Origin of the sequence: Heterorhizobium halophytocola (genome assembly GCF_017873095.1) — a bacterium.
GTDB lineage: Bacteria > Pseudomonadota > Alphaproteobacteria > Rhizobiales > Rhizobiaceae > Allorhizobium > Allorhizobium halophytocola.
Genome location: NZ_JAGGJU010000012.1, coordinates 46,834 through 61,167, shown reverse-complemented (window position 1 = coordinate 61,167; position 14,334 = coordinate 46,834). Strand labels below are relative to the sequence as shown.

The following is a 14,334-nucleotide window of genomic DNA, read 5'->3' as shown; positions in this document are numbered from 1 at the left end:
GTCGGGCTCAGCCCTGCTGTTCGCGGCCGTAAAGGACCTTGTATCGCGCAGCACCGGCAGCCTCGCTGACATCGGCGCCATCGGAGAAAACCGGATGCTCGGTTGCGCCGGCCTCGGCCTGCTGGAGGGCGCGATTGGCACTCATGAAGAAATGCGCCGCCGTATCCGATCCGTGGGCGCTGGCGCTGCCGAAGCGGCACGAGACGTCCGGCGCCGAAGCGATCGACCGGCGCACATCCGCCAGCGAATGGCCGACGACCGAGCCGATTTCGCTGCCGACCTGGCTGATCGCCCGCTCATCGTCGGTCTTCAACAGCAGACCGAGGCGATCGGACGTCAGCCAATAGGCGCTTTCGTCCTTCTCCATCATGCCCTTGACCCGGCGGCTGAGGTTCGCCGCCATATGCGCGCCGGCCTTGGCGAGCGCCGGCACCCGGTATTTTTCAAGACCGTTCAGATGGCACAACAGAAGGCTGATATTACTGGGCCGGTTCTGCGCCAGATAGAGCTGCTCCAGCTGCGTCTTCATGGCCTGCCCGTCGCCGAAGCCGTGAACGAGGCCTGCATCCTTCGGGCCGATGACGGCCTGCGACATGGGCTGTTCCTTCAGCCTGTCGAGCACCTCCTTCAGCGCCACGACCGGATCCTGTCCGGCATTGACCGCGGATGTCAGGCGCTGCAGGGTCTCGGCATGGGCTGCCAATGCCGTCTCCAGGTCGATGACGACATCCTGCGCCGTCATCGATTTCAGCTCCTGCGCGTTCGGCAGTCGCGCCTTCAGGATCGTCAGATGCTTCAGCTGGAAGGCGAGCGCCTGCTGCGAGGTGGCGAACTCCCCCTCCAGCGTGTCGATCGCCGTGGTCGCTGCAGCGCCCGCGCTGGCAAGCGCTGCCGGCAGGCCGTGATGCGGCAGGTATTCGTCCACCAGCTGGTTCAGATGCGCCTGTGTCACCGGACGCGGCAGGGCCTTGAAGCGTGCGCGCAGATCGGGCTTGCGGCCGATCAGGACCTCGCACATCAGCTCGTAATTGGCAGGCGTCATGTGCACGCCCAGATGGCCGAGAAGTGTCCAGGCCTGTCGAAACAGTCGATCACCTTGTGAGTATTGCGTCCCGTCGGACATGGATGTGGTCTCCAGCAATCGCGCCCTGCCCCGAGCCTGATTAACAGCCAGAATAGACCGCAAAAAGCGCAAGCCGGTTTAAGGAAACAATTCAAATACCAGCCATCGCGTGCAGCGGGTCGGATTTTCCGCAATCCGTGCCGCCGGCGGCAATCGCGGCACCGGCTGAAGGCGGCAGACCCTTGAGAAATTGCGGGATATCAGAGACATGGAGGGCCGCCTTCATAGCCGACATTGGCCGACCATCTCTCAGCGCTAGCGGGAAAACCGCGTCAGCCAGATGCCGAACAGGATCAGCCCGACGCCGACCGGCTGGCCGGCATGAAAGCTCGCCGTGCCGCGCAGGTAGTCGATGGCAAGCCCGGTGATCATCTGCCCGCCGATGATCAGCAGCGCCGACCGGTTGGCGCCGATCCGGGGAAAGACATAGGAACTGATCGCCACGAACACGGCGCCTATGATCCCGCCGCAGAGTGCCCAGCCGGGCGTGCCGCCCAGCAGCGCGACATTGGCCCGCTCGGCGATCAGGATGAAGACGCTGAGCAGCACGAAACCGCTCAGATGGTTCCAGAACGAGGCCTCGAAGGCGCCCCGGTCCATCGTCAGGCGCCCGTTGACCGAGCGCGACATGCCGACGGCTGCTCCCCCGGCAAGCGCGATGGCGACGGCAAACAGCATCAGGCGCTCCCGGAATAGATGAGCACGGCGCTACCGGCGACGACAAAGCCGGCGGCCAGGATGTCGAAGCGGTTGATCTCTCGCTTCGGCGTGCCGAACAGGCCCCAGAGATCCGACAGCAGCCCGAACAGGATCTGCCCGACCAGCAGCAGCGACAGGCCGCCGGCAAGCGCCAGTTCCGAATTGACCGCGATCGACGACAGCGCAACGGCAAAGGCCCCCGGCGCGCCGCCGAAATAGGACCATAGCGGCGGGCGTCGCTCCCCGCCGGCAAAGGCCGGGCGCCGCCGCAGAAGCCGGGCATTGGCCATCAGCAGCACGAAGGCCGCGGCGGCCCCCACACCATGCACGACCCACGACGCGATGAACGGTGTCGTGTAGGCGGCAAGCGTGCTGTTGATCGTGATCATCGACGCAAGCAGCGCGCCGGCCAGCAAGGCCCAGAGCCAGTCGATATAGTGCCGCATGAAATCGTCCCCGCCAATCCGGACCAGAAGCCCAAGCGCTAGGCGACCGGAGGCCCCGCGGCAATGCATTTTTGCGCAGGCGCCCTATAGCGAAACTATAGGCAGTGGATAATGGCCGAGGCCCGCGCCCGGTGCCGGCCGGCCCCTTTTCGAACGGCAGCGGCCAATCTCCGTGGCCGCCGCGTCGCAATCCCGGCTATTCGGCCGCCTGCTCTGTCTCGTCATTATCGGCCAGGAAGCCGCCGGACTGGCGGTTCCACAGGTCGGCATAGACGCCGCCCTGCCCGACCAGTTCGCCATGGGTGCCGGTCTCGATGATCCGGCCCTTGTCGAGTACGACCAGCCTGTCCATCTGCGTCAGCGTCGACAGGCGGTGGGCGATCGCGATCACCGTCTTGCCCTCCATCAGCGAGAACAGGCTTTCCTGGATGGCGGCCTCGACCTCCGAATCGAGTGCCGAAGTGGCTTCGTCGAGGATCAGGATCGGGGCGTTCTTCAGGAACACGCGGGCAATGGCGATGCGCTGGCGCTGGCCGCCCGACAGCTTCACGCCGCGCTCGCCGACCTGCGCGTCGAGGCCCTTGCGGCCCTGCATGTCGACAAGCCCGTCGATGAAGTCCCAGGCATTGGCCTGCTTCGCCGCCTCGATGATCTCGGCATCCGACGCCTCGGGCCGGCCATAGGCGATGTTGTCGCGGATCGAGCGGTGCAGCAGCGAGGTATCCTGCGTCACCACGCCGATGGCGGACCGCAGGCTCTCCTGCGTCACCGCCGAAATATCCTGCCCGTCGATGGTCACCCGGCCGGATTCCAGGTCGTAGAAGCGCAGCAGCAGGTTCATCAGCGTCGTCTTGCCGGCACCGGACCGGCCGACCAGGCCGACCTTTTCGCCGGCGGCCAGGATCAGCGAGAAATTCTCGATGACGCCCTTGTCCTTGCCGTAGTGGAAGCGGACGCGGTCGTAGACGATCTGGCCTTCCTTCACGTCGAGGTCCCGCGCTTCGCGGGTATCGACGATGTCGTGCGGCTTGGTCATCATCCCCATGCCGTCATAAACCGTGCCGATCTGCTCGAACAGGCCGGCGACCTCCCACATGATCCACTGCGACATGCCGGAAATACGCATGGCAAGGCCGGTCGCAACCGCAATCGCGCCAATTGAGATCGAGCCGTTCAGCCAGAAGATCAGGCTGAGGGCGGCGACCGAGAACAGCGCCACCGCATTGTTGATGTCGACGACGATGTTGAGCGCCGAGATCTTGCGCATCTGCCGGTGAACGGTGTCGAGGAACGAGGCCATTCCCGCCTTCGCATAGGTCTCCTCGCGGCCCGCATGGGAGAACAGCTTGACGGTTGCGATATTGGTATAGCTGTCGACCACCCGGCCGGTCATCAGCGAGCGGGCATCGGCCTGCTGGCTGGAGATCTTGCGCAGCCGCGGGATGAAATAGAGCAGGATGAGGATGTAGAACACGATCCACAGCGCCAGCGGGATCACCAGCCGCATGTCGGCGCTCATCACCAGCACCAGCATGGAGATGAAGAAACTCGCCGCATAGACGAAGACGTCGATGATCTTCATCACCGTCTCGCGCACCGCAAGCGAGGTCTGCATCACCTTCGTCGCCACCCGGCCGGCGAACTCGTTGGCAAAGAAGGTCATCGAATGGCGCATCAGGAAGCGATGCATCTGCCAGCGCGCGATCATCGGGAAACTGCCGGCCAGCACCTGGTGCATGGTCACGGTATGAAGGGCGCCGACGAGCGGCATGCCGATCAGCACCAGCGCGCCCATCCACAGCAGATGGCCGCTTTCGGTCTGCAGGAAGGTTGCCTTGTCGGCACCGGACAGCCAGTCGACGATATTGCCGAGGAACTGATACAGCAGCACCTCGAAGATGGCGATCACCATCGAGCACAGTCCGAGCAGCAACAGCCAGGGCGCGGCAGGCCTTGTATAATGCCAGCAGAAGCGGAAAAGCCCCTTGGGCGGCAGATCCGGCTCGGCGCTCGGGAACGGGTTCAGGCGGTTCTCGAACCAGGAGAACATGGGTCGACTCCAGACAACGGGCCCCCGGAGCGCGAAAGAAACGCTGTCTGTGCGCTGCAAAGCGGGGGCAACATGAATTTTCGAAGAGGCCGCTGACGGCCGCCAGGCGATTTGGAAGGGTGTGAAACGCCGCGATTTGACCGGCGCTAATCCATCCGTGCGCGTGGAGGCACGGGGAAGCGCTGCAAAGCGGATGATGTCATCATGGCCTCCCCTGTTCTTGAGCGTTGAAGACGACGTCTTTTACCGGGTCTCGGCAAAATTGAAAACCCGCAAAGATCCTGCCCGCAACGCGAAAGCGCGAAAATGTTGCGGCAAGACCACAGCCGAACCGGGGCAGCGGCTTGAGCAAATCCGCACGCACCGCTAAACGATGGCCATGAGCCAGCTGCGCATCGCCCTTTACCAGCCCGACATCCCCGGCAATACCGGCACGATCCTGCGTCTGGCGGCCTGCCTTGGCCTTGGCGTCGACATCATCGAACCAGCCGGCTTCGTGCTCTCCGACAAGAACCTGAAACGCGCCGGCATGGATTATCTGGCAAGCGTCACGATGACCCGCCACGTCAATTTCGCGCAATTCGAAGCCTGGCGGGCGACGACCGGCCGACGGCTGGTGCTTGCCTCGACCAAGGCTGCCGTCCCCTATGTCGATCTCGCCTACCGGCCCGACGACATCCTGCTGTTCGGCCGCGAAAGCGCCGGCGTACCCGATGCCGTGCACGAGGGCGCCGACGCGCGCGTGATCATTCCGATGATCGCCGGGCAGCGCTCGATCAATGTCGCCATGTCGGCGGCCATGATTGCCGGCGAAGCCTTGCGCCAGACCGGTTTCGCCTGACGCCCTTGTCGGCCCCATGGCGCGCTCCTTTCCTGTTGTGTCCGCCTGACGGGTGGTAGCGCCTCAAGCATGGTTGAGGTCAAGAGCGGAGCTTTCGCAAAACCCGGCCGGGCGAAGCACCGCGATGATGAAAGAATGTCCGCGCATCCCTTGGCCGTGGCGCGAAACTGTGGCACGCTTGCGCTTGCAGGTTGTCTTTCAAAGACCCTTCGAAACCATGAGGTGGCCAGATGTTTGAAACGGCGTACACCCTGAGTTTGAGCCAGTTCGCGCGCACTTTGAGTTTCCCCGAACGCATCCAGAAACGCCCCGGCCGCAACAGCGTGCTGGAGGTGTGGCGCGCCCGCAATACCGGTATCGACAGCCTCTTCTACGATGTGGGGACGCTCACCACCGAAGAGGTCTACTACATCTCCGACGCGATTGCCGCCGAGGGGCTGATCATGATCGTCCCGCCGCGCGGCGGGCCGATGCTGACGATCTGCGAGACGATCGACGAATTCGTCGCCCGCGGGGGCAGGAAAGTTTCCGTGCTGGCGGTCGCCGGCATGGGCGGCTCCGCCGTCGGTGCAGCCGCCTTCGCCCGCAATGTGGCCGACGCGGTCGGCAGCCCGGTCGCCGCCGTCGTCTCCGGCTATGGTCTTGGCGATATCGTCTCCGAGAGCATGGGCGCCTCCTTCCTGTTCGGCTGGCTCGGCCGGATCCGCAGCCAGTGCGAGATGATCGACGACGTCATCGGCCGTCCGCATTTCGGCGCCTATGGCGATCGGGCCACGGCCAGCGACACGGCGGGCCTGCATGCCTGCCTCGATGTCGAGACGGTGGAAGGGCTGCTTGCCGACAAGCGGCTGGACCTGGGCCTGCTGGTCAGCCATTCCCGTGGGAGCCTGGTGCTGTCGGAAGCCCTTTCCGAACTGGAGGAAAGCGACGCCGCAAGGCTCTCGGCAATCGCGGCGACGACCCGGATCATAACCTTCGGCGCCCACATGCCGCTGCCGGCGGAATTTCACCATGTGACCAATGTCATGGGCGGCTATGACTGGTATGGCGAGATGAATTCGCATCCGGGTCAGGGCACCGAGATGCGGGTGCCGATGGCCGGTCATTCGACCAATGCCAGTTTCCCCGGCGCCTTGCGCGTCACGACGCTGTTGCAGACGATCCTGGCGGACGCGCCGGCGAAGGCGCCGGCGGCCGAACCGGTCAAGGCTCCACCGGCCAAGGCCGCGCTGGCCGAGACGATGCCGTCCGAGACGGGACCGGAGGAGACGAAGCCGAAAGAGACGAAGGGGCTGCCCTTCGCACCGCAAGCCGATGCGGCACCGGCAATCGAAGCGGACACCATGGCATCCGACCAGCCGGCCATCGACACCGGGGTCCCGGCCATGGCGGTCGAGACGGCCGTGCCCCCGACCGAGCCCGACCGGCCCGAGAGTGTCGCAGAGGCTGCTAGCGACACCGTTGCCGAGGTCGCCGAAGATACCATGGACGATGCGGCAGCTTTCTTGAGCGGAAAGCCCGGTCAGGCTACCGCCCCCTCGTCGGAGGATACTCCGTTAGCGGAGGCCGCCAAGGCCGACGCCGCCGCGCAGGTGGAGGAGAGCCCGCCCTCTCCGGAACCGCCCTCCCCGGAACCGCCAGCCCCTTCGGCGCGGCCGACCGCTGCAAATTCCGACACGCGGCCCGCCGCTGCGACGGCGAGCAAGCCTGCATTGGCCCGGACCGCAAGCATCACGGAAAAGCGCGCACGCACCGATCAGAAGAGAGAGGCCGGAAAAACACCGGCAGCCAACGGGCGCGACAGCGAGAGATCCGCAAGGCCGAAGCCTGCCGTGCCCGTGGCCCCGCGTCCGAAGGCAGCCACGCCAGGCCCGGACGCCTCGAATGGCGCCGCACCCGAAGCGGCCTTGAAGCCGCAGGCGGCCCAACCCGGCCCCGCCACGTCCACAACTGGCAAGCCTGCCAGTGCAAAATCATCGTCCAAGGCGCGCCGCGCGCCATCAGGTAGCGCCGGGCGTCGTTCGCGCCGCACCGACCGGCACTGAGCAGCCGAGACGGCGCCATAAAAAGGCGCCATAAAAAAACGGCCGCGATTGCCTCGCGACCGTTTTTCTTCGTCTTGATGCGCCCGAACCGCTTGGCAGGGCAGACCGTGCCCTACATGAACAGGCTGAGCGAGGATCTCGTGCCACTATTGGCAATATTGAGCATCTGCGTCTGCAGCTGCTGCTGCACCTTGGCGGCGGAAAGCCGGGTTGCCTCCTCCTCCATATTGCTGTCGACCAGCCGGCCGACGCCTTTGGCGGTGACGTCCTGAAGGTCGGCGAGGAATTCGGTGTTCTGCGAAATGCGGCTGGCGGTGGCGCCGATCTGCGCGCCGGCATCCGTCAGGCTCGACATCATCGCATTGGTGGCGGCGATCATGCCGTCGATATCGTCATTCGTCGTCGATGCGGACAAAGAGATCGGCTTGGCCGAGGCCGAGGTCGGCGTCGTCGCACCGGGATCGAGCAGATAATATTCATAGGCGCTGCCCGTGGCAGTGGTGCCCGAATAGGAACGCGTCAGCATGCCGTCATCGGCATTTTCCGCGCTCACCAGAGTCGAGCCGGCCGTGTCGAAATCGATGACATTGACCGAAAGCTGGCCCTCGCTCGACTTGGACACCGAGGCGACCATGGATTCGACCTGCGGGCTCTGCCCCTTGTCGAGGTTCAGCCAGTTCTGGCCGTTGAACGAGGCGGATTTGGCAACCGTCTTCAGTTGGTCCTTGAGCACGTCGATTTCCGAGTTGATCGCGGTCTTGTCGCCGCCGACGGCTTTGGCCAGGATCAGCTTGGACTGGATATCGGAAACGATGCTGGTGGCCTGTTCCATGCCGAGCGCTGCCGTATCGGTCACCGCCGCGGCAAGTCCGGTCGCATCCTCGGCGCTCGACAGCGACAGGTTGTCGGCGCGCATGCTGGTCGCGATCGACCAGTAGGCGGCATTGTCGGCGGCCTGATTGACCCTGAGACCCGAAGAGATCCTGTCCTGGCTCTCCTGCAGAGCCTTGTTGGATCCCGTCAGCAGCGACAGGGCCGACGCGGCCGTGGAGTTGAAAGAGATACTCGTCATAAGAACCAGCCCAACTTGTCGGGACCCCACCTCGCACCATGCAAAGTTGGCTTCCCGGTCATGCCAAACTAAGCAATGAGCTCTTGCGCCGACGTTTATCAAACCCGTAAGATTTTAGGGATAACGAAATTAGCAGAACGGAACAGACGAAAGCGAGGCTATCGAGCCTCAGTCGGCCGTGGGCAAACGCCGCATGGTGAATTCGATACAGTCACCCTCGAGCTGACGCCAGCTCTCGACTTCGGTCCAGTAGGCGGCTTTCGGATAGGCATCGAACCACTCGCGGGCGATGACGCGCGCTTCCGCCCGGGTCAGGCAATAGGTCTGGCGTACGAACTGCCCCGATTGCCCCGGCACGCCCGATTGCTCCTGCCGGTGGCGGGCAATGCGGCGTTTCAGGCCGTCAAAAGGCGGAGGTCCCGGTATCTTTCCCATACGCGCTCCTGGTTCAGGGTAATATTAGGTACCGTCTCGTCCAATTGCGAGTCGAATCTGAGGGAAACGGGCAGCCGGGCTTTCGGAGCGGATTGCGACTTGCTACACCCGAAATCCAACCTTTTGAATCATTTACCAGCGATCGACTAACGGGGCGTCATGCCATGGAACGACCGGAACTGCCCAAGGGGCTGCCCGAGGATATCGAGGACAAGAAGGCGGCGGCCCGCAGCTGGTTCGAAAGCCTGCGCGACACGATCTGCGCCTCGTTCGAAGCGCTGGAAGACGAGCTTGCCGGCCCGCTGTCCAATCTCGAGCCCGGCCGTTTCGTGGGCAAGGACTGGCAACGCGACGGTGGCGAGGGCGGCGGCGGCCGCATGTCGATGATGGAGGGCCGCGTGTTCGAGAAGGTCGGCGTGCACACATCGACCGTCCACGGCGAATTCTCTCCCGACTTCCGCGCGCAGATCCCCGGCGCCGACGAGGATCCGCGCTTCTGGGCTTCCGGCATTTCGCTGATCGCCCATCCGATCAATCCCAATGTACCGGCCGTGCACATGAACACGCGCATGGTGGTGACCACCAGCCGCTGGTTCGGCGGCGGCGCGGACCTGACGCCGGTCCTCGACCGCCGGCGCACCCAGGAAGACGCCGATACGCGCCTGTTCCACCGGGCGATGGAAATCGTCTGCACCCGTCATGCCGGCATTGCCGACTATCAGCGCTACAAGGCCTGGTGCGACGAATATTTCTTCCTCAAGCACCGCAACGAACCACGTGGCGTCGGCGGCATCTTTTTCGACTGGCTGCATTCGAGCCCCCAGGCCGGCGGCTTCGACGCCGATTTCCAGTTTGTCCAGGATGTCGGGCGCACTTTCAATCTCGTCTATCCGCGGCTGGTCAGAGCCAATTTCAACAATGGCTGGACGGAAGCCGATCGCGACGAACAGCTGGTGCGCCGCGGCCGCTATGTCGAATTCAACCTGCTCTACGACCGTGGCACGATTTTCGGCCTGAAGACGGGCGGCAATGTCGATTCCATCCTCTCCTCCATGCCGCCGGTCGTCCGCTGGCCCTGAGGGCGGGCTCGGATAGGCGGAATAACGGCGTAATCCCACGAAATATTGTCAGTATTCATCTGCTAATATTTCCATGGGCAGAGGCAACCCGGCATGCTACTTTCGCGTTAGGAACACGGGAGGAGACCCATCATGCCACAGTCTAACGACACTCCGGTAACCCGCGTATATTACGAGCCCGAAAACGTCCATCTGATGGAAACGCCGGAGAGCATAGACCGGCTTGCCAGAGAGATGCGCGCGACCAGCGGAACCGACCTGCCGCACGCCTATTTCATCGAGCAGGTAAAACTGAAGCTGGCCGCCGGACAAGCCGGCGACACCGACGCAGGCGAGGCCTTCAAGCGCCGCCGCGATCGCAACCTTGCGGCTCCGACATCATCCTCGCTGTTCCAGTCCTGGGCGATGCCGGATAACGGATAAAAGCACGACGATCGCACTGTCGACCGGGCTGAGGAGACCGGTCGAGCCGGTACGTTCGCTATACCGACAAGCCATTCGGGCGCTGCGACCGGGCCCGAATGATGCATACTCATCTACGAATTGCCCTGAAATATCAGGACAATAGGCGCCCCAGTTGTATCGATCTGAAAACCTGGCGCCATCGAGAAGAGGAGGAAATCCAATGAGACTGTTCGAATGTGGTACCTTGGTGCCGGGCTGCAAATGGCATGCCCGTGCAGAGGATGACGCGGAGGTTGTCCGCCGCGCTGTCGAGCATCTGCGCGAAACCCACGGCGAGACCGTGGTGCGCGAAAACATGGTCGACAACATCAAGCAACGCATCCGGGACGACGCAAAGGCGGCCTGACAATCAGGCAGCGGCACATCTCGGCTCTCAAGGGGCGGCGGTTCAGCCGCCCTTCAACCGTTCCAGCAGCTTGTCGCGATCAAGGGCGAAATTGCTGTTTACCCACTCTTCCTCGAGTGTCTTCAGCTTCTGTCCGAGTTCCGGCCCGGCCGGAATGCCGGCAGCCAGCAAATCACCGCCCGCGACCGGCATCTGCGGCGCCTCGAAGGCCTCGGCACGGCTGAGCAGCGTGGCATAGCGCGCCACCGTCTCCATCGCCCCCTGCCCCCGGGTCAGCGCCTCCCGGGCCGATGCGAGCTCCAGCTTCAGCCGGTAGACGATACCCTGCTTGTGATTGCGATAGATCATCCGGTCCAGGGCCGCCTGCTTGGTGTCGGCGTCGACGCTTGGCGCCTTGGCAAATCGGTCCAGGCAGGTGGCCTCCACCTTCGACAAGCGCAGGCGTTCGGCCATCGCCGCCAGCCGCTCGGCATCGCGCGGCACGATTGCCGCCAGCCGCAGCAGCGGATCGGGCGTCCAGTGAAGCGCCTGCTCGGCCCTGACCAGCCCCGGGATCGCATCGATCCCCCATTTTTCCGTTTCCGGCAGCACGGCGCTCAGCACGCCCGACTGGCGCATCCAGAGCAGCGCCCGGCCCGGATCGGGCGCAGACAGCAGCTTCTTCGTCTCGGCCCAGACCCGCTCGGCCGACAGCGTCGACAGCTTGGCCTTGGCCCGCGCGCTTGCCCGCAGGCCGTCGGCATCGGGGCGGCCCTTGCCGTACCAGGCAAAGAAGCGGAAGAAGCGCAGCACCCGCAGATAGTCCTCGTCGATCCGCCGGGCGGCATCGCCGATGAAGCGCACGGTGCCCGTCTCGATATCGGAAAGCCCGTCGACCAGGTCGATGACCTCCCCGTCGGCACCGGCATAGAGGGCATTGATCGTCAGGTCGCGGCGGGCGGCATCTTCCGCCCAGTCGACGCCGAAGGCGACCTCGGCATGGCGCCCGTCGGTCTCGACATCGCGGCGCAGCGTCGTCACCTCGAAGGGCTGCCCCTCGATCACCAGCGTGACGGTGCCGTGATCGATCCCCGTCGGCACCGCCTTGATGCCATCGGCCCCTGCCCTGCGGGTCACGTCCTGCGGCGACAGCGTCGTTGCCAGATCGATATCCTCGACGTCGAGCCCCATCAGGCTGTTGCGCACGGCACCGCCCACGACCCGCACCTCGCCGCCGTCCCGGTTCAGCAGATCGAACACGCGGGCGAGCCTTGGCGACTGAAACCACGCCTCGGCGGAGAGATTGGTCATGCATAAAGCCTTTCATAAAGGGTGCGCAGGATGCCGGCGGTAATGCCCCAGATATAGCGCTCACCATAGGGCATGGCGTAGATGTGGCGCACGCGCCCCTGCCACATCCGGCTTTCCTGCCGATGATTGTCCGGGTCCATCAGGAACGACAGCGGCACGTCGAAGACTTCCGCCACCTCGTCGGGATTGGGCTTCAGCGAGAAGCCGGGCTTGATCAGCGACAGCACGGGCACGATGCGAAAACCGCTGCCGGCAAGATAGACCGGCAGCCGTGCCAGCGGCTCGACCAGCGCCGGATCGAGACCGATCTCTTCCTCGGCCTCGCGCAAGGCCGCCTCTTCCGGCGAGGCATCGGTATCGTCGATGCCGCCACCCGGCAGCGAGATCTGCCCGGAATGCTTGCGCAGCGTTGCCGTGCGCTGGGTCAGGATCACCCGCGGCGCATCCTGGTCGTCGATGACGCCGATCAGCACGGCCGCATCCTTCAGCTTCAGGTCGGCCACTTCCAGGATGGTTTCGGGATTGAGCAGGTGATCGCCGTGATCGCGCCAGGCCTCATCGATCGGCGCACCCGACTGGTTGAGCGCGCGGCGGCGAAAGTCGTCCGCCGTAAATCTCTGCCCGGCGAGCGTCATCGCGACAATCTCTCCAGTTCGGCCGCCGGCATGATGGGAAACACCGAGCCGCCTGAGCGCACGGCAAACATCAGAACGCCGTCGATCTCGATGTCCTCGCCGAGGTCGACGAGATCATACATCACGGCGCGGGACACCAGCGCTTCCAGCCGGCCGCGCACATGCAGATAGGGCTTCAGCTCGGCCCCTTCGCCGTCGATGGAAAACCGCAGGCCATGCTCTGCCCCGGCCTCCACGACATCGCCGACATTGGTGCGAAATGTCAGGCGCTGCTCAGCGCCCTCTCCGCTGCAGGACATCTCGACGGCCAGAAACGGGGCATCGACGACGCGGATGCCGACCTTTTCCACAGGTGTGACGAGATAGGTCTTTCCGTCCTCGTCGCGGCGCAGAACAGTGGAGAACAACCGCACCAGCGGCGCGCGGCCGATCGGCGTGCCCATGTAGAACCAGGTGCCGTCGGCCCCGATTTCCATGTCGATATCGCCGCAATCGGGCGGATTCCAGCGTTCCACAGGCGGCAGCGCGCCGTTTTTGCCGTTCGACTGGTCCGACGCACGCTGGATGAGGGCAGCCAGTCCGGCCGCATCCTGGCCCGCATTGAGAGCTCCGTCTGCCATTATTGCGTCCCGGTTTTTTCTCATAAGGTATTTCTCACGAGATAGTCATTCACGGCGTGCTTGTCAGCCGGGTCACGCGCAATAAGTTAATTCTGCAGCTGAAAAAACGGATAGCCGGATGATTCGCCGCCGTGCTACGCGAAACAGAGCCGGGCAAACCAAACGGAGAGTCGCATGGGGATGAACACGACGTCTGACGGCGTTCTGGATGAAAAATCCGCCGTCGATGCCGCCGAACGGGCGCTGGCAGACATCGCAACAGTGCGGGCGGAAGTCTCCAAGGCGATCTTCGGCCAGGAAAGCGTCGTCGAAAACACGCTGCTGGCCATCCTTTCGGGCGGCCATGCGCTGCTGGTCGGCGTGCCGGGACTGGCCAAGACCAAGCTTGTGACCACGCTCGGCACCGTCCTCGGCCTCAACGCCAACCGGATCCAGTTCACCCCCGACCTGATGCCGTCCGACATTCTCGGCACCGAGGTAATGGATCAGGACGAGACCGGCCGCCGGTCTTTCCGCTTCGTCCGCGGCCCGGTTTTCGCCCAGCTGCTGATGGCCGACGAGATCAACCGCGCCAGCCCGCGCACCCAGTCGGCACTGCTGCAGTCGATGCAGGAATATCACGTGACGGTCGCCGGCCAGACCATGGATCTGCCATCCCCCTTCCACGTGCTCGCCACCCAGAACCCGCTGGAGCAGGAAGGTACCTATCCGCTGCCCGAAGCGCAGCTCGACCGCTTCCTGATGCAGGTCGACGTCGATTATCCCGCGCTGGAAGCCGAGCGTCGCATCCTGCTGGAAACCACCGGCATGCACGAGGCCGACCCGCAGCCGGTGATCACCGCCGAGCGGCTGTCGGAAATTCAGAAACTGATCCGGCAGATGCCGGTCTCCGACACCGTGGTCGATGCCATCCTGCAACTGGTCCGCTCGGCCCGCCCGAACCAGGGCGACAGCCAGACCGACAAGCAGGTCGCCTGGGGCCCGGGCCCACGCGCCGGCCAGGCGCTGATGCTCTGCGCCCGCGCCCGCGCGCTCTACGAAGGACGGCTGGCCCCATCGATCGACGACGTGAAGGCGCTCGCCGAACCCGTGCTGCAGCATCGCATGGCACTGACCTTTGTCGCACGCGCCGAGGGAACCTCGATCCGCGACCTGATTGCCGGCCTCGCCGACCGGCTTGGCTGAGAA

The 14,334-nt window shown here is 64.3% G+C and carries 15 protein-coding genes; 6 read left to right on the top strand and 9 right to left on the bottom strand.

Features of this window, described 5'->3' with window-relative positions:
- Positions 1-7 precede the first annotated feature (7 nt).
- The 4 genes from J2Z17_RS19975 to J2Z17_RS19960 all read right to left on the bottom strand — a co-directional run bounded on the left by J2Z17_RS19975 (position 8) and on the right by J2Z17_RS19960 (position 4,318).
- Entirely contained in the window at positions 8-1,123 is a 1,116-nt protein-coding gene (locus tag J2Z17_RS19975) for a hypothetical protein (protein ID WP_209947524.1), read from the bottom strand.
- 255 nt (positions 1,124-1,378) lie between these two features.
- On the bottom strand, positions 1,379-1,801 hold the full coding sequence (locus tag J2Z17_RS19970) for a DMT family transporter (RefSeq protein WP_209947522.1): 423 nt from the start codon (positions 1,799-1,801) through the stop codon (positions 1,379-1,381).
- A complete protein-coding gene (locus J2Z17_RS19965; protein WP_209947520.1) occupies positions 1,801-2,268 on the bottom strand; it encodes a DMT family transporter in 468 nt (155 codons plus the stop codon). Before J2Z17_RS19965 ends, J2Z17_RS19970 begins: the two co-directional genes overlap by 1 nt.
- A 196-nt stretch (positions 2,269-2,464) precedes the next feature.
- The gene (locus tag J2Z17_RS19960; RefSeq protein WP_209947517.1) at positions 2,465-4,318 is read right to left on the bottom strand and encodes an ABC transporter ATP-binding protein; all 1,854 of its coding nucleotides are present in this window, start codon (positions 4,316-4,318) and stop codon (positions 2,465-2,467) included.
- 379 nt (positions 4,319-4,697) lie between these two features.
- Here J2Z17_RS19960 and J2Z17_RS19955 point away from each other — a divergent pair, with 379 nt between their 5' ends.
- Positions 4,698-5,159 (top strand): tRNA (cytidine(34)-2'-O)-methyltransferase, encoded by a 462-nt coding sequence (locus J2Z17_RS19955; protein ID WP_209947515.1) that lies wholly within the window; start codon positions 4,698-4,700, stop codon positions 5,157-5,159.
- A gap of 230 nt (positions 5,160-5,389) precedes the next feature.
- A complete protein-coding gene (locus tag J2Z17_RS19950) occupies positions 5,390-7,204 on the top strand; it encodes a cell envelope biogenesis protein OmpA (protein WP_209947513.1) in 1,815 nt (604 codons plus the stop codon).
- 112 nt (positions 7,205-7,316) lie between these two features.
- Here J2Z17_RS19950 and J2Z17_RS19945 read toward each other — a convergent pair whose 3' ends face one another.
- Both J2Z17_RS19945 and J2Z17_RS19940 read right to left on the bottom strand, forming a co-directional pair.
- A complete protein-coding gene (locus J2Z17_RS19945) occupies positions 7,317-8,276 on the bottom strand; it encodes a flagellin N-terminal helical domain-containing protein (protein ID WP_209947511.1) in 960 nt (319 codons plus the stop codon).
- 168 nt (positions 8,277-8,444) lie between these two features.
- A complete protein-coding gene (locus J2Z17_RS19940; protein ID WP_209947509.1) occupies positions 8,445-8,711 on the bottom strand; it encodes a hypothetical protein in 267 nt (88 codons plus the stop codon).
- Positions 8,712-8,875: 164 nt separating this feature from the next.
- On the opposite strand from J2Z17_RS19940, the gene hemF reads away from it, so the two are divergent.
- The 3 genes from hemF (at position 8,876) to J2Z17_RS19925 (ending at position 10,601) form a co-directional block, all read left to right on the top strand.
- On the top strand, positions 8,876-9,790 hold the full coding sequence (gene hemF, locus J2Z17_RS19935; RefSeq protein ID WP_209947507.1) for an oxygen-dependent coproporphyrinogen oxidase: 915 nt from the start codon (positions 8,876-8,878) through the stop codon (positions 9,788-9,790).
- Between the two features lie 132 nt (positions 9,791-9,922).
- Positions 9,923-10,213, top strand: coding sequence for a hypothetical protein (locus J2Z17_RS19930; protein WP_209947505.1), 291 nt, complete (start codon positions 9,923-9,925; stop codon positions 10,211-10,213).
- Between the two features lie 202 nt (positions 10,214-10,415).
- Positions 10,416-10,601, top strand: coding sequence for a DUF1059 domain-containing protein (locus tag J2Z17_RS19925; RefSeq protein WP_209947503.1), 186 nt, complete (start codon positions 10,416-10,418; stop codon positions 10,599-10,601).
- 42 nt (positions 10,602-10,643) lie between these two features.
- Here the strand turns inward: J2Z17_RS19925 and J2Z17_RS19920 are convergent, their stop codons facing one another.
- From J2Z17_RS19920 to J2Z17_RS19910, 3 genes are read right to left on the bottom strand one after another with little or no spacing between them, the layout of a single operon-like run.
- Positions 10,644-11,891 carry a CCA tRNA nucleotidyltransferase gene (locus J2Z17_RS19920; protein ID WP_209947501.1) on the bottom strand — a complete coding sequence of 416 codons (1,248 nt, stop codon included), beginning with the start codon at positions 11,889-11,891 and terminating at the stop codon, positions 10,644-10,646.
- A complete protein-coding gene (locus tag J2Z17_RS19915) occupies positions 11,888-12,526 on the bottom strand; it encodes a CoA pyrophosphatase (protein WP_209947499.1) in 639 nt (212 codons plus the stop codon). Before J2Z17_RS19915 ends, J2Z17_RS19920 begins: the two co-directional genes overlap by 4 nt.
- Positions 12,523-13,146, bottom strand: coding sequence for a DUF1285 domain-containing protein (locus J2Z17_RS19910; RefSeq protein ID WP_209947497.1), 624 nt, complete (start codon positions 13,144-13,146; stop codon positions 12,523-12,525). Before J2Z17_RS19910 ends, J2Z17_RS19915 begins: the two co-directional genes overlap by 4 nt.
- Positions 13,147-13,320: 174 nt before the next feature.
- Here J2Z17_RS19910 and J2Z17_RS19905 point away from each other — a divergent pair, with 174 nt between their 5' ends.
- The gene (locus J2Z17_RS19905; protein ID WP_209947495.1) at positions 13,321-14,331 is read left to right on the top strand and encodes an AAA family ATPase; all 1,011 of its coding nucleotides are present in this window, start codon (positions 13,321-13,323) and stop codon (positions 14,329-14,331) included.
- The last annotated feature ends 3 nt before the right edge of the window (positions 14,332-14,334 follow it).